Source organism: Pseudomonas sp. FBCC-B1667 (assembly GCF_059133255.1).
This window is the reverse complement of sequence record NZ_CP101437.1, coordinates 3,808,540-3,833,297: the sequence shown is the minus strand read 5'-3', so window position 1 is coordinate 3,833,297 and position 24,758 is coordinate 3,808,540. Positions and strand designations below refer to the sequence as shown.

The following is a 24,758-nucleotide window of genomic DNA, read 5'->3' as shown; positions in this document are numbered from 1 at the left end:
GAGCGAGCAAGCCCGCTCCCACATGTTGATCAGTGTTAGTTCTGGAGTGCGGTGGCGAGCGGCAAACGCGCCATGTTTTTCGCTTTCAACGAGCCGAAGTACAGCCAGTCGCCATACTCGCGCACGGTCGTGATCGGCGAATAATTGCCGCTGCTGCCGTCCTGCAGATTGGCAATCACCTTGCCGTCCAGATCCAGCCCGAGCGCAAAGGCCCGGTTCTCCACCGGTTTAGGCAACACCTTCAGCGCCCGGACAATCATCTTGCGAACAAAAGGGTGCGGCGCCGTGCGGTCGAGCAAGCCGTTGCGCGGTGAATAGAGCGCGACCCAGAATCGGTCGCGGCCGTTGAACGACAGGTTGTCCGGCAGCCCCGGCAAGTTGTCGATAAACAGGTCGTGCGTGCCGGCTTTCGGCCCGGTCAGCCAGAAGCGGCTGATGCGGTAGGCGCCGGTTTCGTTGACCAGCACAAAGGCGTCGTCCGGCCCCAGTGTCACGCCGTTGGCAAACTCGAGCTTGTCCAGCAACACCTCGGTCTTGCCGGTCTGGAAGTCATACCGCAGCAAACGACCATCGCCGCCATGCTCGATGATCGCCTCGCCGTCCTTGCCGTAGCCCCAACGGCTGGAAGCATCGCTGAAATAGGCAAAATGCCCGGCCTTGTCGATGGCCACGTCATCGGTAAAACCAAATGGCACGCTGCCCGCCGTGGTGCTCAAAGGAATCAACCGGCCTTGGGCATCCAGCGACAGCAGCCCTTTGACGCCGTCCGCGATCACCAGCAAACCATTGGGGTGACGCGCCAGGCCCAACGGTCTGCCACCGGTGTCGGCCAGCACTTTGGTTTGTTTGCCGTCGAGGCTGGTGCGGATCAACCGACCGTCATGCAGGCCGGTGATCAGCGTGTCGCTCTCCAGCAACAGCGCTTCCGGTCCCTCAATGTCTGACGGACCGACACGCTCCACGCCTTTGAGACGTTCATTGTCGGCGTAGACGCCGCTGGTGAGGGAGGGCGCCGGCGGCGGATTCCAGGCCACCGGGCGCACGTTGGTCGGGAACAACAACAGGAAGGCGCTCAGGGCAATCAATAGCAGTAACAGCAGATGCCGGAACTTGATCATTCTTCTCACGCATGGGCTCCGGCGGGTGTCAGTTGTATTTGCGCCATCTCGCGCAAGGCCAGCATTGACTCGGCGGATTCACGCTCTATGCGCCGTTTGAGCACCAGCTGATTGGCGATGCGCATCGCTACCCCCGCGAATTGGTACTCCAGCGTGCGGATAAATTGCGTGCCTTCGCCCTCGGCCGCGCATTCGTACGTCACCACCAGTGACAGCCCGTGATCGCCCCGCGCCTGGGCACTCCAACGGCGTCCCGGCAGGTATTCGTTGACCTCCCACCGCAAGTGCCCGTCGCGCCCGCCGGCCCGGATGTCTTCTTCGAACCGCGAGCCGGCGTGCAGCGGCCCGGCCTGGCCGTCGACCTTGAGGGAAGACGGATGCCACTCCGGCCAACGGGTGACGGTGCTGGCGTAGGCGAGCACTTCAATCGGGTTTCCAGCAATAACGATCTGATGCTGCATGCGGGTCATGGGCGTTCTCGTCAAGGGCAAGGGGTCATGATCCGGTTCCCAGTACAGGGTGCCGAACAGGTAATCCATCAGCGGAAACACGATGTTGAAGTTACGCTCCTGCATCAGCTCGCGTCGGTGATGCAGCTCATGCAGGTGACGCATCTGGCGAATCCATGGCAAACGCGTGACCGGGTTGCCGGGCGGCAGGTGTTCACAGGCGTGAAACACTTCGTAGGTCAGGTAGCCGAGGACCAGACAGCCGCCAAACAAACCGGCAACGTTGCTATCGAAGCGACTCAGCAGCCACCACAGGGGCAGGGTAATGACCACGGTATGGACCACGATCAACCAGGCTGGAAACAGAATTACCCGCCAGTCCCGGGCGCTGTCGTAGGTCATGTGGCCGGGGGCAAAAAAGCTGTGATGGTCGCCTGCATGGCGGGCGTAGAACATCCGCGCGAAGCTTTTTTTGTGATGCCCCAGCTCTCGATGCACCTTGTACACGCCGAAGTTGAAGAACAGCAGTGTGATTGGCACTGCCAGCCATTCCAGCGGCGTGACCTGATGCACGGTGCTCCAGAATCCACTGATGGCCAGTAACCCGAAAACCAGCACAAATGCCCCGTGCAGCCAGGGGTTGTACCGGGGGTGTATAGCGGCACGATAGCGGCTGCGGAAGTCTTGGGTGGTCTGCCTCACTGCGTTCACCTCTGCTTATTGTTATCCCCAGCAGATTAGCTGATGTCCCTGCAAAGGCTGGCGCAACTTAAAGGACACAAGCGCCATGATCCGGTGTGCTCAGGTCAACGGATTCCAGCGCTGCGACCAGTCTTCATCGGACTGGATCAGTTCACGCAGCAAATCGAAGGCCCGTTGCAGGGTCGCCGAGTCGCGATCACGCGAATACACCAGGTAGGTCGGGTAACTGAACTCCGGGGCCTTGGGCACGGCCTCCAGTACACCGCTTTCCAGGTAACTGCGAACCACGCGCGTACGGAAATAGCCGCTGCCGCCATTCTCCAGGATGTACTGCAAACCCAGTGGGCCGAGGTTGAAGCTCAGCGGGGCTTTGGCTTTTTCCGGCAGGGCGGCATCGTGTTGGCGCCGGAAGTCCGAGCCCCAGTCGATGTACACGTACGGATCGGGTTTGCTGGCCAGGCGTACCTGCACCAGTTTTTCTTCCAGCACCTGCTCGACTTGCAGGCGCGGCCAGTACTCCGGCTGATAGACCAGTGCGGCATCGAGTACGCCCAGTTCCAGTTGCCGCAAGAGGTTTTCGCCGTCACGGATTTCCATGCGCAAGGCGTGGCTGGGAATCTTCTCGCGCAATTCACCGGCCCAACTGAGCATCAACGGGTTGCACAGGCTGACCTCGCCACCGATGTGCAGCACATCACGGTAACCCTCGGGCAATGGCAAGTCCCGACGCGCCGCTTCCCAGGTTTCGACCAGTTGATTGGCATACACCACAAACGCCTCGCCATTGGGCGTCAGGCGAGCGCCGGCGCGGTTGCGCACGAACAGCGTGCTGCCCAGCTGGCTTTCAAGCTTCTGCACGCGCGCGGTGATGGCGGTCTGGGTAACGTGGAGCTTTTCAGCTGCGGCAGCGAGGCTGCCGTGGCGGACGATTTCCAGGAAGGTGCGGGCGAGGTCGATGTCCATGGGATGGCCGGTGCGGGAAGTGCAGGCATTGTAGGAGTACTCCCACCCGGTGGCGAGGTGTCATGGTTTTCACAGTGCGGGTGGGGCGTGCGCACTACACTGCAAACGTCTCCAGCCCAACGGCCCGACCCATGACGGCAAAGCACGCAGCAAACATCCTCGACACGATTGAAGGTCAGCGTCTGGCGGGCAGCGATGCCGAGGCCTGGCGCGAGTGGGGGCCGTACCTGAGCGAGCGCCAATGGGGCACGGTGCGCGAGGACTACAGTGCCGACGGCGATGCCTGGCGCTATTTTCCTCACGAACACGCTCGCAGCCGCGCCTATCGGTGGGGCGAGGATGGGCTTGCCGGGTTCAGTGACAAGGCTCAGCACTGGTGTATTGGGCTGGGCTTATGGAATGAGCGTGACCCGATTCTCAAAGAGCGCCTGTTTGGCTTGAACAACGCTGAAGGCAATCACGGCGAAGACGTCAAGGAACTGTATTTCTACGTCGATGGTGTGCCCAGTCATGCCTACATGCGCATGCTCTACAAATACCCGCAGGCCGAATTCCCCTATGAGGACCTGGTGGTCGAAAACGCCCGCCGTGGCCTGGCCGATACGGAGTATGAAATCCTCGACACCGGCGTGTTTGAAGACAACCGTTATTTCGACGTGACGGTGGAGTACGCCAAACAGGCGATAGATGACGTGTTCATGCGTGTCACCGTGCATAACCGATCCGATCAGCCTGCTCGGCTTCACGTGTTGCCGCAGGTGTGGGCGCGCAACACCTGGAATTGGGCAGCGGACGTGCAACAACCGAGCCTCACGCTGAGCGGCGATGAGGTCCTGGCCGGGCATCCGCAACTCGCCGATCGGCGAGCCAGCGCCTGGGGCGAAGAGGAATGCCAATGGCTGTTCTGCAACAACGAGAGCAACTTCCCCAAACTGGAGGGCGTGGCGGCGAATGGTCCATTCAAGGATGGCATCAACGACTTCATCGTCAATGGCCACGACGATGCCATTCGACGTGACACGGGAACGCGGGTGGCCGCGCATTTCACCCTGACGTTCGCGGCAGACCAAAGCCGATGTGTCTATCTGCGTTTCGCCCCGAGCGGCGCGGCGCGGGTCAACGCCAACACTGTGTTCGAGCGGCGTCGCGCTGAGGCCGATGAGTTTTACGCGGCCCTGCAATCCGGCATCGGTGATCCGGATGCACGAAATGTTCAGCGTCAGGCGTTGGCGGGATTGCTCTGGTCGAAACAGCTGTATTACTTCGACGTCAATCAGTGGCTCGACGGCGATCCGGCGCAGCCGCCGCCACCCGTCGGGCGTTCGCACATTCGCAACAGGCATTGGCGACACCTGTCGAATTTCGACATCGTTTCCATGCCCGACACGTGGGAATACCCCTGGTACGCCTCGTGGGATGTGGGCTTTCAGGCGGTGGCTTTCGCGCTGATCGACCCTGGCTTTGCCAAGCATCAATTGTTGCTGCTGGTCAAAGACCGCTTCATGCATCCCAATGGCCAGTTACCCGCCTACGAATGGCGTTTCGACGACGCCAACCCGCCGGTGCATGCCTGGGCCTGTTGGCGGGTGTATCAGCAGGACAAGGCGCTGACGGGCGTTGGCGACATGGACTTCCTTGAACGGATCTTCCACAAACTGCTGCTGAATTTTTCCTGGTGGGTCAATCGCAAGGATGCGGAAGGTCGCAACCTGTTCCAGGGCGGATTTCTGGGGCTGGACAACATCGCACTGTTCGACCGTTCGGCGCTGTTGCCGCCCGGTTATCAACTGGATCAGGCCGACGGCACGGCGTGGGTCGCCGCTTATGCGCTGGACCTGATGCGCATCGCACTTGAACTGGCCAAGCGCAACAGTGTTTACGTCGACATTGCGGTGAAATTTTTTGAGCATTTTCTCTACATCGCCGGGGCAATCAATCGGGTCGACTCCGAGGCCGAAGGGTTGTGGGACGAGCAGGATCAGTTTTTTTATGACGTATTGCACCGACCTGACGGAGTGAGCGAACCGCTGCGTTTGCGCTCGATTGTCGGCCTGATGCCGTTGTTTGCCGTGCAGGTGCTGGAGCAACACGAACATGAAGGATTGCCCGGATTAGGCGAACGTTTACTGGGTTTCATGCGTCACCGACCGGACCTCGCCAGCCTCGTTTCACGCTGGACCGAACCGGGCGAGGGCAACCGTATGCTCCTGGCGTTGTTGCGTGGCGAGCGCACCAAGGATCTGCTGAGGCGCATGCTCGATGAAAGTGAGTTTCTCTCCCCGTTCGGGGTTCGTTCATTGTCCAAGGCCTTTGCCGAACAGCCCTTTGGATTGCTGATCAACGGTGACCAACTGTGTGCTCATTACGAGCCGGCAGAATCAGAGTCCCGGCTGTATGGCGGCAATTCCAACTGGCGCGGGCCGGTGTGGATGCCGATCAACTACATGCTGATCGAATCCTTGCGCGAGTTTCATCGCTATTACGATCAGGACTTTTCGGTGGAATACCCTACGGGGTCGGGGTTCCTGGCGTCACTGGAAGAGGTCGCCGACCGCTTGAGCCAACGACTGACCGGGCTGGTGCTTCGCGATGAGGCGGGCAATCGGCCGTCAATGGCGGCGTATCCGCAATTGCAGGCCGATCCCTCCAGTCGCGATCTGGTGTTGTTCCATGAGTATTTTCATGGGGAAAACGGACGCGGACTGGGGGCGAGCCATCAGACAGGGTGGAGCGCGCTGATCGCGTTGTTATTACAGTCATGAGTTCCCGCCAAACACAGAACTAATGTGGGAGCGAGCAAGCCCGCTCCCACATTGGGATGTCTGTGTCTGCGGGACTGTTGTTCAAAACGCAAAACACGAACAGCCAAACGCCCCCCAAAATCCCTGAAAGTCACTGACCGGGGCTGACGACATTCGGGCCCGTTCATGGTTGTGTGCATGCACCGAGCAGGCGCCTGCACATTGATGAACCTGCGCGGTCATTGGCGTGAGATGTTTCCAGTGCCCCGGTACGTTGGTGACCGGCGACCATTCAGGCACCACAGGGATCGGCGGTGGCCCTAGCTTTTCGAACTCGTGAGTGCCGTGGACAATCTTGCCATCGACAATGGTCAGCACCGACTCGATCCATTTGATCGCTTCATCCTCGATGTGAAAGTAGTCCGCCGACAGCGCAATCAAGTCAGCCAGTTGTCCGACTTTGATCATGCCTTTCTTGCCTTGCTCGGAGGAAAACCAGGCACTGCCATGGGTGAACAGCTCCAGCGCCGTGTCGCGACTCAGGCCTTGCGGGTACAGCGAAAGGCCACCCACGGTGCGGCCGCTGACCAGCCAATACATCGAGGTCCAGGGGTTGTAGCTGGAAACGCGGGTAGCATCGGTGCCGGCGCCGACCGCAAGGCCCTCGGCGAGCATGCGTGCGATGGGCGGGGTGTGCTCCGCCGCTTTGGCACCGTAACGGTCGACGAAATATTCGCCCTGAAACGCCATCCGGTCCTGGATTGCAATGCCGCCGCCCAAGGCTTTTACCCGTTCGATGTTCTGTGGCGTAATCGTTTCGGCGTGGTCGAAAAACCACGGCAGACCGTTGAATGGAATATCACGATTGACCCTCTCGAACACGTCGAGCATGCGGCTGATGGATTCGTTGTACGTCGCATGCAAACGGAACGGCCAGCGTTGTTCCACCAAGTGGCGTACGACTGGTTCCAGTTCCTGCTCCATGGTTTGCGGCAGGTCCGGGCGCGGCTCAAGGAAGTCTTCGAAATCCGCCGCCGAAAACACCAGCATTTCCCCGGCACCGTTGTGCCGCAGGAAATCGTCGCCCTGGCCGTACTGTGAAGTGCGGGTCCAGTTTTTGAAATCGGTCAGTTCCTCCTTGGGTTTTTGGGTAAACAGGTTGTAGGCGATGCGCACCGTCAGTTGCTGGTCTTTGGCCAGTTGCTGGATGACCTGATAGTCATCCGGGTAGTTCTGATAACCGCCGCCGGCATCGATGGCACTGGTGATGCCCAGGCGATTGAGTTCACGCATGAACTGGCGGGTCGAGTTGACTTGGTACTCCAGCGGCAACTTGGGCCCTTTGGCCAGGGTCGAGTAGAGAATCATCGCGTTGGGCCGGGCGATCAGCATGCCGGTCGGGTCGCCATTGGCGTCGCGCTGGATTTCACCGCCCGGCGGGTTCGGTGTGTCGCGGGTATAACCGACCACCTTCAGGGCGGCGCGGTTGAGCAGAGCACGGTCGTAAAGGTGCAGGACAAACACCGGGGTGTCCGGGGCGGCCTTGTTCAATTCATCAATCGTTGGCAGGCGCTTCTCGGCAAACTGGAACTCGTTCCAGCCACCGACCACCCGCACCCATTGCGGCGTGGGCGTGCGATCGGCCTGATCCTTAAGCATGCGCAAGGCGTCGACCAGTGACGGCACGCCTTCCCAGCGCAGTTCGAGGTTGTAATTGAGGCCACCACGGATCAGATGCAGGTGTGAGTCATTGAGGCCCGGAATCACCGTGCGACCGTGCAGGTCGATGATGTGCGTACCGGGGCCTTGCAGGGCCATGGCCTGGGCGTCGCTGCCGACCACCAAAAAGCGTCCGTCCTTGATCGCGACGGCGCTGGCCTGGGGTTTTTTGCGGTCGACGGTGTGCAGGCGTCCGTTGTACAGGATGAGATCGGCTGGGGCGTCGGGCATGATTTTACTCCCTGCGAATAGCGGGCTGATCCAGGCGCCGACAGTACCTGCCGACAGGCCTTGCAGTACGCGTCGGCGGTTAAAACCGTGAAAGTCGTCAGATGGGCTCATGGCCGTGCTCCGCGCGATGGGTGGGCAAGCAGCCGATGTCTGACGCAGGCGCCCAGAAGGAATATAGACGCTGAATCCGCAGGGGGCCGTTTTCCTCGGTCGGAAAACGACGAATCCCGCCACAAGGGGCGGGATTCGTTGATAGCCAGACCAGCTCCCGAAGGCCGGGAGCCGCCGTCTTAGCTCGGGAACAGCTCGGACAGTTTCATCGCCAGCATCATGTCGCCTTCAGCGCGCAGTTTGCCGCCCATGAACGCTTGCATGCCGTCTGTCGAACCGTCAACGATGCCTTCCAGGGTTTCGCCGTCCATCACCAGGGTAACCTGGGCGTCAGGGTTTTCGCCTTCTTGCAACTCGCAGGTGCTGTTTTTGACGATCAGCGAGAAATTCTTGTTGTCGTCGATGCGGAAACCGAAGACCAGGTCCAGACCGGCAGCAGCGGCTGGGTTGAACTTGGCTTTCATTGCTTGTACGGCATCAGCTACGGAGGTCATGGTTCGATCCTTTCTTGGGTAATAAGAGCAGGCTGATTACAGCCAGGGTCACAATAATCCGGACTCAGCGAAACGTGATGAGGTCCGGGGCCTTCAACAGTTGCAGGTGTGCATGATTGTTGAAGGAAGCCAGTGCCACCTCGTTTCCACGGAACTTCAAGTGGTGGAGCGAGGTGTTGACGATTTGCCAGTTCAGTTCGAATGCCTGCCGGGCAGGAATCTGTGTAATGAGATGGAGCAGCGCCGTGATAGTACCGCCGGAGGTAAACACGGCGATCTTCTGATGGTTGTCGGCGCTTTCAAGGATTCGCTGCAGGCCGCCTTGTACGCGTTCGACAAAGCCCAGCCAGCTTTCCAGCCCCGGCGTGTTATAGGAGCCGGTGAGCCAGCGTTCGATGATCAAGGCAAAGATGCGCTGAAACTCGGCGCGGTTTTGCGCGGCATTTCGCAGGATGTCCAGGGCTTCGGGTTCATCGTCCAGCATGGCTGGCAGCAACGCGCGGATCGCCGCGTCGGCGTCGAACTCATTGAAGGCGGGATCGATCTCCAGGGGCGGCACCGGCAGGCCCACGGCGGCATACTGTTCCATCGCGCTTTCGGCGGTGTGGCGCTGGCGGCGCAAGTCGCCCGAGAGGCAGCGATCGAAGCTGATACCCAGCTCGGCCAGGTGTTGGCCAAGGATTTCTGCCTGGCGAATACCGGTCGGCGACAAGACGTCATAGTCGTCTGCACCAAAGGAGGCCTGGCCATGTCGAATCAAATAGATACTGCCCACGTCCGCGTCATCCCGGTACGTTGAAGGTTTGGCGAGGTTATGAGGATGGCGGTGAGCTGTCAATGAAAAAACATACGCTTGTTTGAAATGGCTGTTACAGGGCTGTTGCCAGAGGTTTCACGGCTGGTCGTCGAGCTGGCGCATGGGTATGCTGATCACATCCAGCGCGTGTTTTAAGTCGCGCATCGTCATGAAGGAGTCAATGTGGAGTTTTTCACCGAGTACGCCAGCTTTCTGGCCAAGACCGTGACACTGGTGATCGCCATTCTGGTGGTCCTGGCCAGTTTTGCGGCATTGCGCAGCAAAGGTCGACGCAAGGCGGCCGGCCAGTTGCAAGTCAGCAAGCTCAATGATTTCTACAAAGGGCTGCGTGAGCGCCTGGAGCAAACCTTGCTCGACAAGGACCAACTCAAGGCCTTGCGCAAGTCCCAGGCTAAATCCGAGAAGAAGCAAAAGAAAACCCCCGAAGCCAGGCAGCGGGTATTCGTGCTGGATTTCGACGGCGACATCAAGGCGTCTGCCACCGAGAACCTGCGCCACGAGATCACCGCACTGTTGACGCTGGCCACGCCCAAGGATGAAGTCGTGCTACGTCTGGAAAGCGGCGGAGGCATGGTTCACAGCTACGGTCTGGCGTCCTCGCAACTGGCGCGGATTCGCAATGCCGGCGTGCCATTGACCATCTGCATCGATAAGGTCGCAGCCAGTGGCGGCTACATGATGGCGTGCATCGGCGAGAAGATCATCAGCGCACCGTTCGCGATCCTCGGCTCGATCGGCGTGGTGGCTCAGTTGCCTAACGTCAATCGCTTGCTGAAAAAACACGACATCGATTTCGAAGTGCTGACCGCCGGCGAATACAAACGCACTCTGACCGTGTTTGGCGAAAACACCGAGAAAGGTCGTGAAAAGTTCCAGGAAGACCTGGACATTACCCATCAGCTGTTCAAGAACTTCGTCGCGCGTTATCGCCCGCAACTGGCCATCGACGAAGTGGCCACCGGTGAGATCTGGCTCGGTATCGCCGCCCTCGACAAACAATTGGTGGACGAACTCAAGACCAGCGACGAATACCTCGCCGAACGGGCAAAAAAAGCCGAGCTCTTTCACCTGCACTACGCCGAGCGCAAAAGCCTGCAAGAGCGCATCGGTATGGCGGCCAGTGGTTCGGTCGATCGTGTTTTGCTGACTTGGTGGAGCCGGTTGACTCAGCAACGTTTCTGGTAATCGTCAGCGCCTATCGTCTTGTATAAACAACCGGGGCTCATGCCCCGGTTTTTTTTGCTTTGGCGCCGTCCACATTCTTTCCTGAATTGGCGAAATTTCCCAAGTCGGCCGTCGTCGCTGTCCTGCATCCGATTGAATAGCGTCCGGTTAGGGTGTTGTTCCAAATGTTCGCAATGGATTGCACATGACCGACCTGAATCAAGATACTGCCCCGGGCCCGACACGAATGCGCGACGAACTCGACGCAGCCGTGAACATCGCCTTGCCGCAAACCCCTGCTCAATTTGGCTCCCGCTTGATCAAGGAAAAGTGGGGGGCGGATACCGATCCGCAGACAGCCTTGCTGGTCACGCTCGATTACAACTACAAAGGCCATCCTGCACAGGGCGGTATTCAGCAGGGGCAAGTGGCGAGCTCGCAAGCGCTGTTGCAAGTGCTGCTTTCCAATTATCAAACGGTGGGTGACGGACGTTTTGCGGAAAGCGCCTTTGGCTTTTACACGCCGCCGGACGTCGGGCCGTCCGTTCAAATCGTGCAGAAAGTCGACGAGTTCGCTGACCACGGCAGTGGCAATCATGAGACCTATGAAGGCATTTATCGCCATACGTCCCCGCAAACCTATGGGCCGTCGACGCAGATCCCGATAAAACCCGCAGCCTTCAAGAAATGGGCATGGGAGCTGGATTTACAGCGTTTGTACAAAGCGTATCTCGATCAGGCCTGGCCGTCCGACGCGGCGATTATCGCGCCGCAATCCTATGTGTTGAGGACGTCGGTCAAAGCGGCATTTGTCATGACGGCCTGGCTGCAGCGGCATGAGCGACGCCTGACTGAGAACGGGCTGGAGCTTGCAATGCAGGCAGCAGGATTACCGGTGAATCAGGCATGGGAAACACTGTCGATCGAACCCTTGCAAGCACCGACCCGACTCCCTTCCACGGTGACGGCGAGCCGTTTAAAGCTGTATCGCTACACCTCGACCGATATCTGGGTTTTTCGTGCCACCGCGAAACCTGGGGTGTTGATGTACATCCCGGGCAACTCTTCCCCACTGCATGACTTCGCCGACGTGTCGCACTTGCACCAATGGGTGGTGAGCCAGAGCAACACCAGTGGCACAAAGCAGGCGCTGGCTTCGCATTTTACTGATGACGACCGACAGGACGGCACCTTCCATGCCGGTGTACTGACGGCGCTGGACGGCATGGGGGTTTACCCCCGAAAGCACTGGCTGACCAACAATGCCGGCTTCTTCAACAATGATGGTTATTGGGATCCCGCCGAGTACATCGGCTTCGATGATCAACCATCCGCGACCGATCCGTTTGCGCAGTTGGTTTTATCGATGAAACAGGCTGCCCGGGACAGTGCCAAAACGATCCGGGATGATGCGCAAGTCAATCGCGACAATTTGAGCGCAGTGGTCGAACCGGTCGTGCAATGGATAAACCGGTTCGGGCCGCTGGCCCTGTTTGTGCCGGGCGGAGAGGGGTTATTAGCGCTGGCCGGGCTCATCGATGCCGGTTACGGGCTGGAGGAGGCCGTTAACGGTGAAACCTCGAGCCAGGGCATAACCCGCACGGTATTTGGTTTGCTCAATGCATTGCCGCTGGCAGGTGCGGTGCGGGAAGTCCGTGTTGATGAAGTGATGGGCGAGAGTCGTGTTCACATTGTCGTAACACCGGTGGAGGGAAGTGTGGCAGCGCCTTCCGGTCTTTCACGGCTGGAACTGATTCGCGGCATCGGCCCCTCGGTGGTGTCATTCAGCGATGAAGTCCTGGCGCAGATCGGCAAGGTCAGCGCGGTAGACGACGACATGCTGCGGTTGATGCACACCGGTCGACCACCGACGCCTCTGCTGGCCGACACGATCAGTCGTTTCAAACTCGATCAGGAACTCGGAGGGGCCGGGAACTCCGAGTTGTTCAACAGCCGTTATGCCGCTTTACAGCAATCGACGCATGAATGGGTCCGACTGTTTCAGCGTCAGTATCCGGGGCTTCCAAAAACCGCGGTCGAGCAGATGCTCGACCGGTACGGCGTCGACATCAGCATGACACCTGATGCCGTGGAGGCCAGGCAAATCATCAAGCGCCTGGACAGCAAGGCCCGGCAATATCAGCAGCATATCCGTCTCAATCGCGCCTACGAAGGCTTTTACCTTCGCTCTATCGACAACCCCGAGACAGACACGCTGGCGCTGCATTCACTGGCGCATCTGCCAGGATGGCCCAAAGAGCTTCGAATTGACATTCTTGACCGTTCGCCTGCTGGCCGGGTGCTGGACCGCAGTGGTCCGCTTGATGCTGCTCATTGTCGAAGCATCATCAGGGTGGGGAATCGCTATCAGCGACAAGGCGTGCAATCGGACCTCTACGAAGCAATCTTCGCGATCCTGTCAGATGATGAGCGTTCGGCGTTACACCTGATTTCCGATGATCCTGCCAATGAATTACGGCTCAAGATTGGCGCTGTAGCGCTGCCTCGTTTACAAACGCTGCTTGGGCTGCAAAGGATGGACAGCGGGCTGATGTTTGAGACTCAGGGGTTGCGAGGCGGAGGTTATCCGTCGACGCCTCAAAGCGCAGTCATGACCCACCAGATGATGAGGTTACAACTTCAGGAGGTTTATCCCGACTTCACTGCTGCGCAGGCCGATGAGGCGCTGCAACGCGCGGGAAATGATACGCAGGCTTACATCGATGGGTTGAAGCAGCAATTACAGCAAGTCAACACCGACCTGAGCAGTTGGGTAGATCAGGTTGCCGATGATGTTCATGACATGATCCTTCCGTTTCTGGCAGTTGGCGATGTGGGGGCGCAGGGTTTGAGCCTGGCCCAAATTGCGACCTACAACGTCCGGCTTCTGATGGAGGAGATGGAGGGCGAGCGAGCACTCAGGACCGAGCTTGCGCAGGAACTGGTTGCCATATGGCAGAAACGGGGAACAGGACCGCGCGCCACGCTGGATATGAATTTCGAAAATTACCACCGATTGCCTGCGTTGAATGTGAGGTTCGACGACGTGACCGAGTTGTGGTTGAAGGGCTTCCACCTGACCGAGCAAGACAGTCTGAACGGCTTTCTCGAGAGCTTCCCCAACCTGGAGATTTTAAATCTGGACAATGTGGACTTGCGTCATTTCTTCGTGGCAGGTGACGCGGGTCGTTCCTTGCCTCCGGCGATTGGTCGATTGACACGCCTTCGTTCACTCAACCTGCAAGCAACACAGCTGGTATTCACTGACAGTGCCGCTTCACAGCTGCGTGACCTGACCCATCTGCAAACGCTGGACTTGAGCGACAACCCCTTGGGCGTGCCGCCGTTGGTGATGGGCATGAACGATCTGCGACAGCTCAACCTGAGGAATACTCAAATCACCCGGTGTCCGATCGGTATCAGGGAAGAGCCCTGCCTGACGTTGCTGGATTTGCGTGACAACCAGATCACACGGGTACCGCCAGCGGTCATTAAGCAGGCAGTCGAAGAAGATCGTGTGTTGCTATTGGGAAACCCGCTGACAGACGAAGACACGCTCCGCCGATTGGTCAGCCATCGAGAGGAAACAGGCATTAATCTATGGCTCGGCGCGCCCGGCGCCGGCTATGGTTCGCCGACGGTATGGCTGCGAGACTGCGACGCAGCTTTGCAACAGTCACGACAGGCCCTTTGGCAACGAGTGGCCGGCAAACCTTCCGGCACACGGTTTTTAGCTGTCATGGACAGGCTGAGTCTGACAGCCGATTTTCAAGTCAGTTACTTGTCGCTACAGACGAGCGTCTGGCGCTTGTTGGGGGAGGCGGATGCTTCGACAGAAATGTGGAATCGACTAAGTCGCAGCAGCGGGCGTTTTGATCATCCGATGGCGGCTTTCAGGGCACTGGAGGCGCGTGCCAATCTTTAACTTCAAGCAGGTGGGGAGCCTTGAACCCCACAAGGGGGTTCAAGGTTTGACCATCAGCGGCGACGGAACAGCGGCAGCGGTTCGTCGGTGGCGGCCTGGTACGTCACCGAAAAGTCCTTGAGACCTTCCAGGGCTTCGTACGGGTCTTTATCGGGGCGCACTGCAAACGCATCAAAACCGCAGCGATGCATGTAGAACAACTGATCGCGCAGCACATCGCCAATCGCTCGCAATTCGCCTTTGAAACCGTAACGGTCACGGAGCAGGCGGGCGTTGGAATAGTTACGGCCATCGGTGAACGCCGGGAAATTCAAGGCAATGACCTTGAATTGCGCTACGTCTTCACCGATTTCTTCGGCTTCTTCATCGGCATCCAGCCAGATACCCAGCCCACCGTCGCGGGCACTGAGCATACGGCTGTGCTCGCGCCACAACTTCAGCGGAACGATGTAGTCGTCGCAGTTGGAAATTTCGTCGATGTTGAAGTCCTTGGGCAGCAGGTGCCAGGTTTCGTCGACGACTTCGTTGTTCTTAATGATTCGCTGCATAGACGCGCTCCTTGAAGAGGTCGATGCCAATACGCTGGTAGGTGTCGATGAAACGCTCGTCTTCGGTACGTTGTTCGATGTACACGTCGATCAGTTTTTCGATCACGTCAGGCATGGCTTCCTGGGCAAAGGACGGGCCAAGGATTTTACCCAGGCTGGCGTCACGGCTGGCGCTGCCACCGAGGGATACCTGGTAGAACTCTTCGCCTTTCTTGTCCACCCCGAGGATGCCGATGTGGCCCACGTGGTGGTGACCGCAAGCGTTCATGCAACCGGAGATGTTCAGGTCCAGTTCACCGATGTCGAACAGGTAATCCAGGTCGTCGAAGCGACGCTGGATCGATTCGGCAATCGGGATCGACTTGGCGTTCGCCAGCGAGCAGAAGTCACCGCCAGGGCAGCAGATGATGTCAGTCAGCAGGCCAATGTTCGGCGTGGCGAAACCTTGCTCGCGCAACTCGCCCCACATCGCGAACAGTCGGGACTGTTCGACGTCGGCCAGGATGATGTTCTGTTCGTGCGAGGTGCGCAGTTGACCGAAGCTGTAACGGTCAGCCAGGTCGGCCACGGCGTCGAGCTGCTTGTCGGTGATGTCGCCCGGCGCTACACCGGTTGGCTTCAGGGACAGGGTCACGGCCACGTAGCCCGGCTTCTTGTGCGCCAGGGTATTGCGTGTGCGCCAGCGAGCGAAGCCCGGGTGCTGCTGGTCAAGTTCGGCCAGTTCGGCGGTCTGGTTGGCCAGTGCCTTGTAGTCGGGGTCGACGAAATGCTTGGCGACGCGATGCAGTTCGGCCTCGGTCAGTGTGGTCTGGCCACCGCGAAGGTGCTCCATTTCCGCATCGACCTTTTGTGCGAAGACTTCAGGCGTCAGTGCCTTGACCAGAATCTTGATCCGCGCCTTGTACTTGTTGTCGCGACGGCCATAGCGGTTGTAGACCCGCAGGATGGCGTCGAGGTAGCTCAACAGGTCTTGCCACGGCAGGAACCCATTGATGAACGCACCCACCACCGGCGTACGGCCCAGACCACCACCGACCAGCACACGGAAGCCCAGTTCGCCGGCAGCGTTGTGCACCGGCTCAAGGCCAATGTCATGAACTTCGATGGCGGCGCGGTCAGACGTCGAACCGTTGACCGCGATCTTGAACTTGCGCGGCAGGTAGGCGAATTCCGGGTGGAAGGTGGTCCACTGACGGACGATCTCGCACCATGGGCGCGGATCGATCAATTCATCGGCGGCGACACCGGCGAACTGGTCGGTGGTGACGTTACGCAGGCAGTTACCGCTGGTCTGGATCGCGTGCATCTGCACGGTCGCCAGTTCTGCCAGGATGTCCGGAATGTCTTCCACGGCCGGCCAGTTGAACTGCACGTTCTGCCGGGTACTGATGTGGGCATAGCCCTTGTCGTAGTCGCGGGCAATCTTGGCCATCATGCGAATCTGACGGGAAGTCAGTTGGCCGTAAGGCACCGCCACACGCAACATCGGCGCGAACCGCTGGATATAAAGCCCGTTTTGCAGGCGCAGAGGGCGGAATTCTTCTTCGCTCAGCTCGCCTGCCAGATAGCGTCGGGTCTGATCACGGAACTGCTTGACGCGGTCCTCGATGATCCGCTGATCGTATTCGTCGTATACGTACATATAGGTCCTGTTCTCAGGCTTGGGTCGCTCGGATGCAGCTGCGTTTTTTGCTTGCCGCAGTCCAAGAGCCTCTGCAATTCTGCGCGCACGGCCGCGCACTCCCTACGGAGCCGGGGCAAGATACCAGTTTGCAGTTATGCGCAAAAGTGATGTTTGAGTATATGTAAAGAACCAAAACGCCTAACAAGAACCGTTATGGCTAAACCCTTATTTGTGGTGCGGGCAATCGTCGTCTTTACTGTGGTCGAGTCTTTATGCAATCACCGATAAAACCGACAAGAGGCGATGCAATGAGCAACCCTACCAAAGCGACAAAACCTGATAGCACGGTCGATGCCTGGGCGATTCTGTTCCTGATCATTCTGGTCGTGGGCACTGCGGTATTTTGGGTCAGCCATCAATAACCGACCCCGTCCGGGCCCGGTTCCGACGATTGTCGGACAAAATCCGGAATAAACGCCGTTTTGCGGAAATTCAGTGGCTATAATGCGCGGCGAATTTCCGGGGGCTCGGACGTTAATGTTGAAGTTTTTTTACACCTTTCTGCTCATGCTTGGCGTGGCCTACGGTCCGGCTGCGCGTGCGGAATCGGTGCTGTTCCTGAGCCCCGGCACCCCTCAGGAAGCTTTCTGGGTCAGTTACGCGCAATTCATGCAGGCCGCCGCCAAAGATTTGGGCATTGACCTGAAAATCCTGTATGCCCAGCGCATGCCTGAACTCACGGTGGCGCAAGCCCGTCAGGCGCTCCAGGGGCGTGATCGTCCGGACTATCTGGTGTTCGTCAATGAACAGTATGTCGCCCCGCAGATACTGCGCCTGGCCCAGGGCAGCGGTGTAAAGCTATTTATGGTCAATGCGTCGCTGACGGCCAACCAGCAGAGCCTGCTGGGTGAGCGGCCCGACCAACTGGGCAGCCTGGTGCCCAACGACGAGGAGGGCGGTTACCTGATGCTCAAGGAACTGATCCGCCAGCACCCGCCGGCCGCGCCCGGCAAGACGATCGAACTATTGGCATTCTCCGGCCTGAAAATCACACCGTCTGCGCAATTGCGCGAGCAAGGAATGATGCGCGCCTTGGCCGAACATCCTGAAGTACGTTTGCGCCAATTGGTCTACAGCGGTTGGACCCGGGACCGCGCCTATGACCAGGCCAAACTGTTGTTTCGGCGTTATCCGCAGATCTCTCTGGTGTGGTCAGCCAACGACGAAATGGCATTTGGGGCGATGCAGGCATTTGAGGAGATCGGTGGAAAGCCGGGAAAAGACGCATTGTTCAGTGCCGTCAACAGCTCACCCGCCGCCTTGCAAGCGATGATCGATGGACGCCTCAGCGTGCTGCTGGGTGGTCACTTCACGTTGGGGGGCTGGGCATTGGTGGAGTTACATGACTATGACCAGGGCGTCGATATCGATCTGTACGGCGGCCGCCATCGGCTGATCCCGCTGTTGCAACTGATCGACAAGCCAAAAGCCAAACGCCTGCTGGCGTTGGGGACAACGCCGGACTATGGCGTGAACTTTCGTCAACTCTCAGCCAAGGGGCGGCCAACGTCCTATCGTTATCCCTTCAGCCTGCAAACCCTGATGCACTAAACGCCGGCCAGATGCAGAACCAGTTGCACGATGCCATACAAGGTCAAGGCAAACACTGCCGTGAACAAAATCCCAAGAATCACGAAATGACTCGGTTTGCCGTGGGTGAAGTCCCGCGCCCGGTTCTTCCCGCTCTGCACCCCGAATGCCGCAGCCATGACGCTTTGCAGCATTTGCCAGAAGGTCGGCGGCTTGTTGTCGACTGGATCGTCCATAAATCCCTCGTCACGTGTGTGTGAGCCGTAAGCATAGACCTACGGCTCCCACAGGGATTACTGCTAGCCACATTTATTGTGGCCAGTAAGCTGACCTAGTTGTCGTACCCGAGGTTAGGAGCGAGCCAGCGCTCGGTCACGCTCAGTTCCTGACCTTTGCGGGAGGTGTAGCTTTGCACCTGATCCTTGTCGATCTTGCCCACGGCAAAGTATTGCGCTTGCGGGTGAGCGAAATACCAACCGCTGACCGCCGCCGCCGGGAACATTGCGTAGTGCTCGGTAAGGAACACGCCGCTGCGGCCTGCCTTGAGCTCTTCAGCTTCCGGGTCCAGCAGCTTGAACAGCGTGGATTTCTCGGTGTGATCCGGGCATGCCGGGTACCCCGGAGCAGGGCGGATGCCGGTGTATTGCTCTTTGATCAGGGCCTCGTTGTCGAGCGTCTCGTCCTTGGCGTAACCCCAGTAGTCTTTACGGACCTGTTGGTGCAGCCATTCGGCGCAGGCTTCGGCCAGACGGTCGGCCAAGGCCTTGACCATGATCGAGTTGTAGTCGTCGCCGGCGTCCTGATAAGCCTTGGCCACTTCTTCAGCACCGATGCCGGCGGTGGTGATGAACCCGCCCACGTAGTCGGTGACTTCGCTGTCCTTCGGCGCAACGAAATCCGCCAAGGAGAAGTTCGGCTTGCCGTCGGTCTTGATGATCTGCTGGCGCAGGTGATGCAGCTTGGCAATCGGCTTGCCGTCATCGCCGTAGACTTCGATGTCATCGTCGCGCACCTGGTTGGCCGGCCAGAAGCCGAATACCGCGCGAGCACTGATCAGCTTCTCGTCGATCAGCTTGGCGAGCATTTCCTGGGCATCGGCGTACAGCGAAGTCGCGGCTTCACCGACCACTTCGTCAGTAAGAATGCGCGGGAACTTGCCAGCCAGGTCCCAGGAGATAAAGAACGGCGTCCAGTCGATGTACTCGGCCAGCACCTTGAGGTCGATGTTGTCCAGTACCCTGGAGCCGGTGAACGTCGGTTTGACCGGCGCGTAAGTGCTCCAGTCGAACTGCGGCTTCTTGGCGATGGCGGCCGGGTAACTCAGGCGCTCGGTGCGCGCGCTGCGGTTGGCGGTGCGTTCGCGAACGTCGATGTATTCCAGACGGGTCTTCTCGACAAACGCCGGCTTCAGTTCCTTGGACAGCAACTGCGTCGCCACGCCAACGGCACGGGAGGCGTCGGTGACGTAGATCACCGCGTCATTGCTGTACTTCGGTTCGATCTTTACCGCCGTGTGCGCTTTGGAGGTGGTTGCGCCACCAATCATCAGTGGCAAGTGGAAGTCCTGACGCTGCATCTCACGGGCAACGTGAACCATTTCATCCAGCGAAGGCGTGATCAGGCCGGACAAACCGATGATGTCGCACTTCTGCTCCTTGGCCACTTGCAGGATTTTTTCCGCCGGGACCATCACGCCGAGGTCGACGATGTCGTAGCCATTACAGCCCAACACCACGCCGACGATGTTCTTGCCGATGTCGTGCACGTCGCCTTTGACCGTTGCCATCAGGATCTTGCCCTTGGCTTCCGGTTTGTCGCCTTTCTCCAGTTCGATGAACGGGATCAAGTGGGCCACGGCCTGCTTCATCACGCGGGCGGATTTTACCACCTGCGGCAGGAACATTTTGCCGGCGCCGAACAGGTCGCCGACGATGTTCATGCCGGACATCAGCGGGCCTTCGATCACTTCGATCGGACGGGCGAACGACTGCCGGGATTCTTCGGTGTCTTCAACGATGTGCGTGGTGATGCCCTTGACCAGTGCATGCTCCAGACGCTTGTTGACCGGCCAGCCGCGCCACTCTTCGGTCTCGGCTTCCTTGACACTGCCGTCGCCCTTGTACTTGTCGGCGATGGCGAGGAGGGCGTCGGTGCCTTCCGGCGTGCGGTTGAGGATCACGTCTTCGACGGCATCGCGCAGCTCTTGCGGGATCTGGTCGTAGATCTCCAGCTGGCCAGCGTTGACAATACCCATGGTCAGGCCGTTGCGGATCGCATACAGCAGGAACACCGAGTGGATCGCCTCACGCACCGGATTGTTGCCGCGGAACGAGAACGACACGTTGGACACGCCGCCCGAGGTCAGCGCATACGGCAGTTCGTCGCGGATGTAGGCGCAGGCGTTGATGAAGTCCACAGCGTAGTTGTTGTGTTCTTCAATACCGGTGGCCACGGCGAAGATGTTCGGGTCGAAGATGATGTCTTCCGGCGGGAAGCCGACTTCGTTGACCAGAATGTCATAGGAGCGTTTGCAGATTTCTTTCTTGCGGGCTTCGGTGTCGGCCTGGCCGGCTTCGTCAAAGGCCATCACGACCACGGCGGCGCCGTAGCGCTTGCACAGTTTTGCGTGGTGAATGAACTGCTCGACGCCTTCCTTCATGCTGATCGAGTTGACGATGCCCTTGCCCTGAATGCATTTCAGGCCGGCTTCGATCACTTCCCATTTCGAGGAGTCGATCATGATCGGGACGCGGGAAATGTCCGGTTCGCCGGCAATCAGATTGAGGAAGGTCACCATGGCCTTCTTCGAATCGAGCATCCCTTCGTCCATGTTGATGTCGATCACCTGGGCGCCGGCTTCGACCTGCTGCAGGGCGACTTCCAGCGCTTCGGTGTAATTGTCTTCACGGATCAATCGAGCAAACTTGGCCGAACCGGTGATGTTAGTTCGTTCGCCGACGTTGACGAACAACGAGCTGCGATCAATGGTGAACGGTTCCAGGCCCGACAGGCGGCAGGCCTTGGGAATCTCAGGAATCTGACGTGGCGCGTAACCGGCCACGGCCTTGGCGATGGCTTCGATGTGGCCCGGGGTGGTGCCGCAGCAGCCGCCGACAATGTTCAGGAAACCGCTTTGAGCGAATTCCTCGATGACCTTGGCGGTGTCCACCGGCAGCTCGTCGTATTCACCGAACTCGTTCGGCAGACCGGCGTTCGGGTGCGCGGACACATGGGTGCCAGCCTTGTTCGACAGCTCTTCCAGGTACGGGCGCAGTTCGCTGGCACCGAGGGCGCAGTTCAGGCCGACCGAGATCGGTTTGGCGTGGGCCACGGAGTTCCAGAACGCTTCGGTGGTCTGGCCGGAGAGGGTGCGGCCGGAGGCGTCGGTGATGGTGCCGGAAATCATGATCGGCAACTCGATGCCCAGCTCTTCAAACACGCCTTGTACGGCGAAGATTGCTGCTTTGGCGTTCAGGGTGTCGAAGATGGTTTCGATCAGGATCAGGTCGGCGCCGCCTTCGATCAGGCCCTTGGTGGACTCGGTGTAGTTCTCCACCAACTCATCAAAGGTCACGTTGCGGTAGCCAGGGTTGTTCACGTCCGGGGACAGCGAGCAGGTGCGGCTGGTCGGGCCCAGTACGCCGGCAACGAAGCGCGGCTTGTCCGGGGTTTCCTGGGTCTTGGCGTCGGCGACCTTGCGGGCCAGGCGTGCGCCTTCTACGTTTAACTCATACGCCAGGCCCTGCATGCCGTAGTCGGCCAGGGAAATCTGGGTGGCGTTGAACGTATTGGTTTCCAGAATATCGGCGCCGGCATCCAGGTAGGCTTTCTCGATACCGCCAATCACATCCGGGCGAGTGAGTACCAACAGGTCGTTGTTGCCTTTGACATCGCTTGGCCAGTCAGCAAAGCGTTTGCCACGGTAATCCTGCTCTTCGAGCTTGTAGCTCTGGATCATCGTGCCCATGCCGCCATCGAGAATCAGGATGCGCTCTTTGAGGGCGTGCTTGAGAGCTTGAAGGCGAACGCTGCGATCGGACATTTGGACTACTCGGAAAGACCATGACGAAGGGGCGGGATCATAGCAAACCTGTGCGCTTTTAGAGCATGACCCGGTTTTGCATGAATATCGTTCATGTTGGCGTGGGTGTCTGACCGGTAGAATCGCCGCGATTTTTCATGATTGGGACCAGGGATATGTCGTATCGCGTCATCACCAGCATTTTCGTGCTGCTTTTAAGCTGGGACGCCGCTGCGCAAGGTCCGGCCATTTCCTCTGCGATTTCCTACAGCCGTGACATCCAACCGATCTTTACCGAACAGTGCGTCGCCTGCCATGCGTGCAACGATGCCCCCTGCCAGCTCAATCTGGGCAGTGGCGAAGGCGCGGCGCGTGGTGCCACGAAAGTCACGGTTTACGACGGCGACCGCAGTACCGCCGCAACCCCGACCCGGCTGTTTTACGACGCCTGGGGCAAGCACGCCTGGCAACAGAAGGGCTTCTATCCGGTACTCGACGCTCAAGGCAGTCAGGCTGCGTTGATGGCGCGGATGCTTGAGCTGGGCCATAAAACCCCGTTGCAACCCAATGCCAAATTGCCGGAAGACATTGTTCTCGGTCTGAATCGGGAAAACAGGTGCGCCATGCCGGCAGAGTTTGACGGCTACGCCAGTTCACATCCCAAAGAGGGCATGCCGCTGGCGGTCACGGGGCTGACCGATCAGCAATACCAGACACTGCAACGCTGGTTGGCGTCGGGCGCACCGCTCGATGAGCAAGCGCTGATGCCGAGCGCGAAAGAAGCGCTGGAGGTGGTGCAATGGGAAAACCTGCTCAACGCGCCAGGCTCCCGGCAAAGCCTGGTGGCGCGATGGTTGTTTGAGCACTGGTTTCTGGCTCACATCTATTTCAAGGACGGCGAGCCTGGGCACTTTTTCCAGTGGGTGCGCTCGCGCACGCCCACCGGCCAGCCGATTGACCTGATCAACACCCGTCGCCCGAACGACGACCCAGGCACTCAGGTGTATTACCGCCTGTGGCCGGTGCAGGGGGTGATTGTGCAGAAAACCCACATCACTTATCCGCTGAGTGCGGCGAAGATGGCGCGGGTCAAAAGCCTGTTCTATAGCGGCAACTGGCAGGTCAACGCCTTGCCAGGCTATGGGCCGGAGCGGCGGGCCAATCCGTTCGATACCTTCGAGGCGATCCCGGCGCAAGCGCGCTACCAGTTCATGCTGGATAACGCTGAATACTTCGTACGCACCTTTATTCGCGGCCCTGTCTGCCGTGGCCAGATTGCCACGGACGTGATCCGCGATAACTTCTGGGCGCTGTTCCAGGCCCCGGAACATGACCTCTATATCATCGACCCGAACTACCGCGGCCAGGCCACGCCGTTGCTGGCCATGCCGGGACAGAACGATGACGTCGGCAGCGTCTTGAACCTGTGGCATGACTACCGCGACAAACGTAACGAGTACGAAGCGCTGCGCCGGGACAGCTACGCCGACACACCGGCGCCCAGCTGGTCGACCTTGTGGGCCGGGAATGACAACGCGCTGCTGAGTATCTTCCGCCACTTCGACAGTGCGTCGGTGAACAAGGGCCTGATCGGCGATGTGCCGCAAACGATGTGGCTGTTCGACTTCCCGCTGCTGGAACGCACCTACTATCAGTTGGCGGTGAACTTCGATGTATTCGGCAACGTCTCTCACCAGGCACAGACCCGCCTGTACTTCGACCTGATCCGTAACGGCGCCGAGCAGAACTTCCTGCGCCTGATGCCGGCCGATTCCCGAGACGGTTACCTTGACGATTGGTACCAGAACGGCGGCAAGTTCAAGATGTGGCTGGACTACGAGGCCATCGACGACGACACGCCGACCGCGCTGAAACTCGACGAAAAAGACCCCAAACGTGATTTCGCCCAGCAGTTGCTGGCCCGTTACGGCGATCTGAACGCCATGCCCGATCCGATCAACCGCTGCGACGGCGCGTATTGCTCGCGGCCGAACATCGACCCGGACTTGCAGGATGCCGAACAGGCCCTGAGTCGCCTGACCTCGCGCCCGGCGGCGGGTTTGAAGGTCATCGACCAACTGCCGGAAGCGACGATGTTGCGCATCGAAACGACGAGCGGCAAACGCCAGGTCTACAGCCTGCTGCGCAACCGAGCGCACAGCAATGTGGCGTTCCTGCTGGGTGAGTCGTTACGATACCAACCGGGGCTCGACACGCTGACGATTTTCCCGGGCGTACTCAGCAGTTATCCGAATTTCATGTTCAACATCCCGGCCGACCAGGTGCCGGCCTTCGTTGATGCCATGGAAAACGCCAGGGACACGGGCAGTTTTGAGAAAATCGTCGAACGTTGGGGTATTCGGCGCAGTCATCCGCAATTCTGGTTCTATTTCCACGATCTGAGCCGCTACGTCCACGAGACCGACCCGGTGGAAGAAGGTGTGCTGGACATGAATCGCTACGAGAACCTCTAAGGCCCACCGTCCCAGTGTTTATTTCCCGACAAAAATACTAGGACTTTGTGCGGCGCGTTGATTGGCG

At 59.1% G+C, this 24,758-nt stretch carries 15 protein-coding genes; 5 read left to right on the top strand and 10 right to left on the bottom strand.

Annotated features, from left to right (window positions below; translation table 11 throughout):
- Positions 1-35 precede the first annotated feature (35 nt).
- The 3 genes from NL116_RS17565 to NL116_RS17555 all read right to left on the bottom strand — a co-directional run bounded on the left by NL116_RS17565 (position 36) and on the right by NL116_RS17555 (position 3,232).
- Entirely contained in the window at positions 36-1,118 is a 1,083-nt protein-coding gene (locus tag NL116_RS17565) for an SMP-30/gluconolactonase/LRE family protein (protein ID WP_494378085.1), read from the bottom strand.
- A 5-nt stretch (positions 1,119-1,123) separates the two neighbouring features.
- A complete protein-coding gene (locus NL116_RS17560) occupies positions 1,124-2,269 on the bottom strand; it encodes a sterol desaturase/SRPBCC family protein (RefSeq protein ID WP_494373289.1) in 1,146 nt (381 codons plus the stop codon).
- Positions 2,270-2,368: 99 nt separating this feature from the next.
- A complete protein-coding gene (locus NL116_RS17555) occupies positions 2,369-3,232 on the bottom strand; it encodes a LysR family transcriptional regulator (protein ID WP_494373288.1) in 864 nt (287 codons plus the stop codon).
- A gap of 131 nt (positions 3,233-3,363) precedes the next feature.
- Here NL116_RS17555 and NL116_RS17550 point away from each other — a divergent pair, with 131 nt between their 5' ends.
- Positions 3,364-5,994, top strand: a complete 2,631-nt coding sequence (locus NL116_RS17550; RefSeq protein WP_494373287.1) for an MGH1-like glycoside hydrolase domain-containing protein — start codon at positions 3,364-3,366, stop codon at positions 5,992-5,994.
- An 81-nt stretch (positions 5,995-6,075) separates the two neighbouring features.
- Here NL116_RS17550 and NL116_RS17545 read toward each other — a convergent pair whose 3' ends face one another.
- From NL116_RS17545 to NL116_RS17535, 3 genes are all read right to left on the bottom strand, one after another.
- A complete protein-coding gene (locus NL116_RS17545; RefSeq protein WP_494378084.1) occupies positions 6,076-7,923 on the bottom strand; it encodes an amidohydrolase in 1,848 nt (615 codons plus the stop codon).
- Between the two features lie 290 nt (positions 7,924-8,213).
- The gene (locus NL116_RS17540; RefSeq protein ID WP_494373286.1) at positions 8,214-8,528 is read right to left on the bottom strand and encodes an SCP2 sterol-binding domain-containing protein; all 315 of its coding nucleotides are present in this window, start codon (positions 8,526-8,528) and stop codon (positions 8,214-8,216) included.
- Between the two features lie 64 nt (positions 8,529-8,592).
- Entirely contained in the window at positions 8,593-9,303 is a 711-nt protein-coding gene (locus NL116_RS17535) for a histidine phosphatase family protein (RefSeq protein ID WP_494373285.1), read from the bottom strand.
- A gap of 204 nt (positions 9,304-9,507) precedes the next feature.
- Here NL116_RS17535 and sohB point away from each other — a divergent pair, with 204 nt between their 5' ends.
- A complete protein-coding gene (sohB, locus tag NL116_RS17530) occupies positions 9,508-10,530 on the top strand; it encodes a protease SohB (protein ID WP_494373284.1) in 1,023 nt (340 codons plus the stop codon).
- Positions 10,531-10,714: 184 nt separating this feature from the next.
- Entirely contained in the window at positions 10,715-14,434 is a 3,720-nt protein-coding gene (locus NL116_RS17525; RefSeq protein WP_494373283.1) for a dermonecrotic toxin domain-containing protein, read from the top strand.
- Between the two features lie 53 nt (positions 14,435-14,487).
- On the opposite strand, the gene NL116_RS17520 is transcribed toward NL116_RS17525, so the two are convergent.
- Complete coding sequence (locus NL116_RS17520; RefSeq protein WP_494373282.1) at positions 14,488-14,982, bottom strand: DUF934 domain-containing protein; 495 nt, start codon at positions 14,980-14,982, stop codon at positions 14,488-14,490.
- Positions 14,966-16,624 (bottom strand): nitrite/sulfite reductase, encoded by a 1,659-nt coding sequence (locus NL116_RS17515; protein ID WP_494373281.1) that lies wholly within the window; start codon positions 16,622-16,624, stop codon positions 14,966-14,968. Before NL116_RS17515 ends, NL116_RS17520 begins: the two co-directional genes overlap by 17 nt.
- 519 nt (positions 16,625-17,143) lie before the next feature.
- On the opposite strand from NL116_RS17515, the gene NL116_RS17510 reads away from it, so the two are divergent.
- Positions 17,144-18,217: an ABC transporter substrate-binding protein gene (locus NL116_RS17510; protein ID WP_494373280.1), complete on the top strand. Its 1,074-nt coding sequence runs from the start codon at positions 17,144-17,146 to the stop codon at positions 18,215-18,217.
- Here the strand turns inward: NL116_RS17510 and NL116_RS17505 are convergent.
- Both NL116_RS17505 and metH read right to left on the bottom strand, forming a co-directional pair.
- Complete coding sequence (locus NL116_RS17505; RefSeq protein ID WP_483842412.1) at positions 18,214-18,432, bottom strand: DUF2970 domain-containing protein; 219 nt, start codon at positions 18,430-18,432, stop codon at positions 18,214-18,216. The two genes, NL116_RS17510 and NL116_RS17505, sit on opposite strands and share 4 nt — an antisense overlap.
- Before the next feature lie 95 nt (positions 18,433-18,527).
- Positions 18,528-22,238 (bottom strand): methionine synthase, encoded by a 3,711-nt coding sequence (metH, locus tag NL116_RS17500; protein WP_494373279.1) that lies wholly within the window; start codon positions 22,236-22,238, stop codon positions 18,528-18,530.
- Positions 22,239-22,393: 155 nt separating this feature from the next.
- On the opposite strand from metH, the gene NL116_RS17495 reads away from it, so the two are divergent.
- A complete protein-coding gene (locus NL116_RS17495) occupies positions 22,394-24,691 on the top strand; it encodes a fatty acid cis/trans isomerase (protein ID WP_494373278.1) in 2,298 nt (765 codons plus the stop codon).
- The last annotated feature ends 67 nt before the right edge of the window (positions 24,692-24,758 follow it).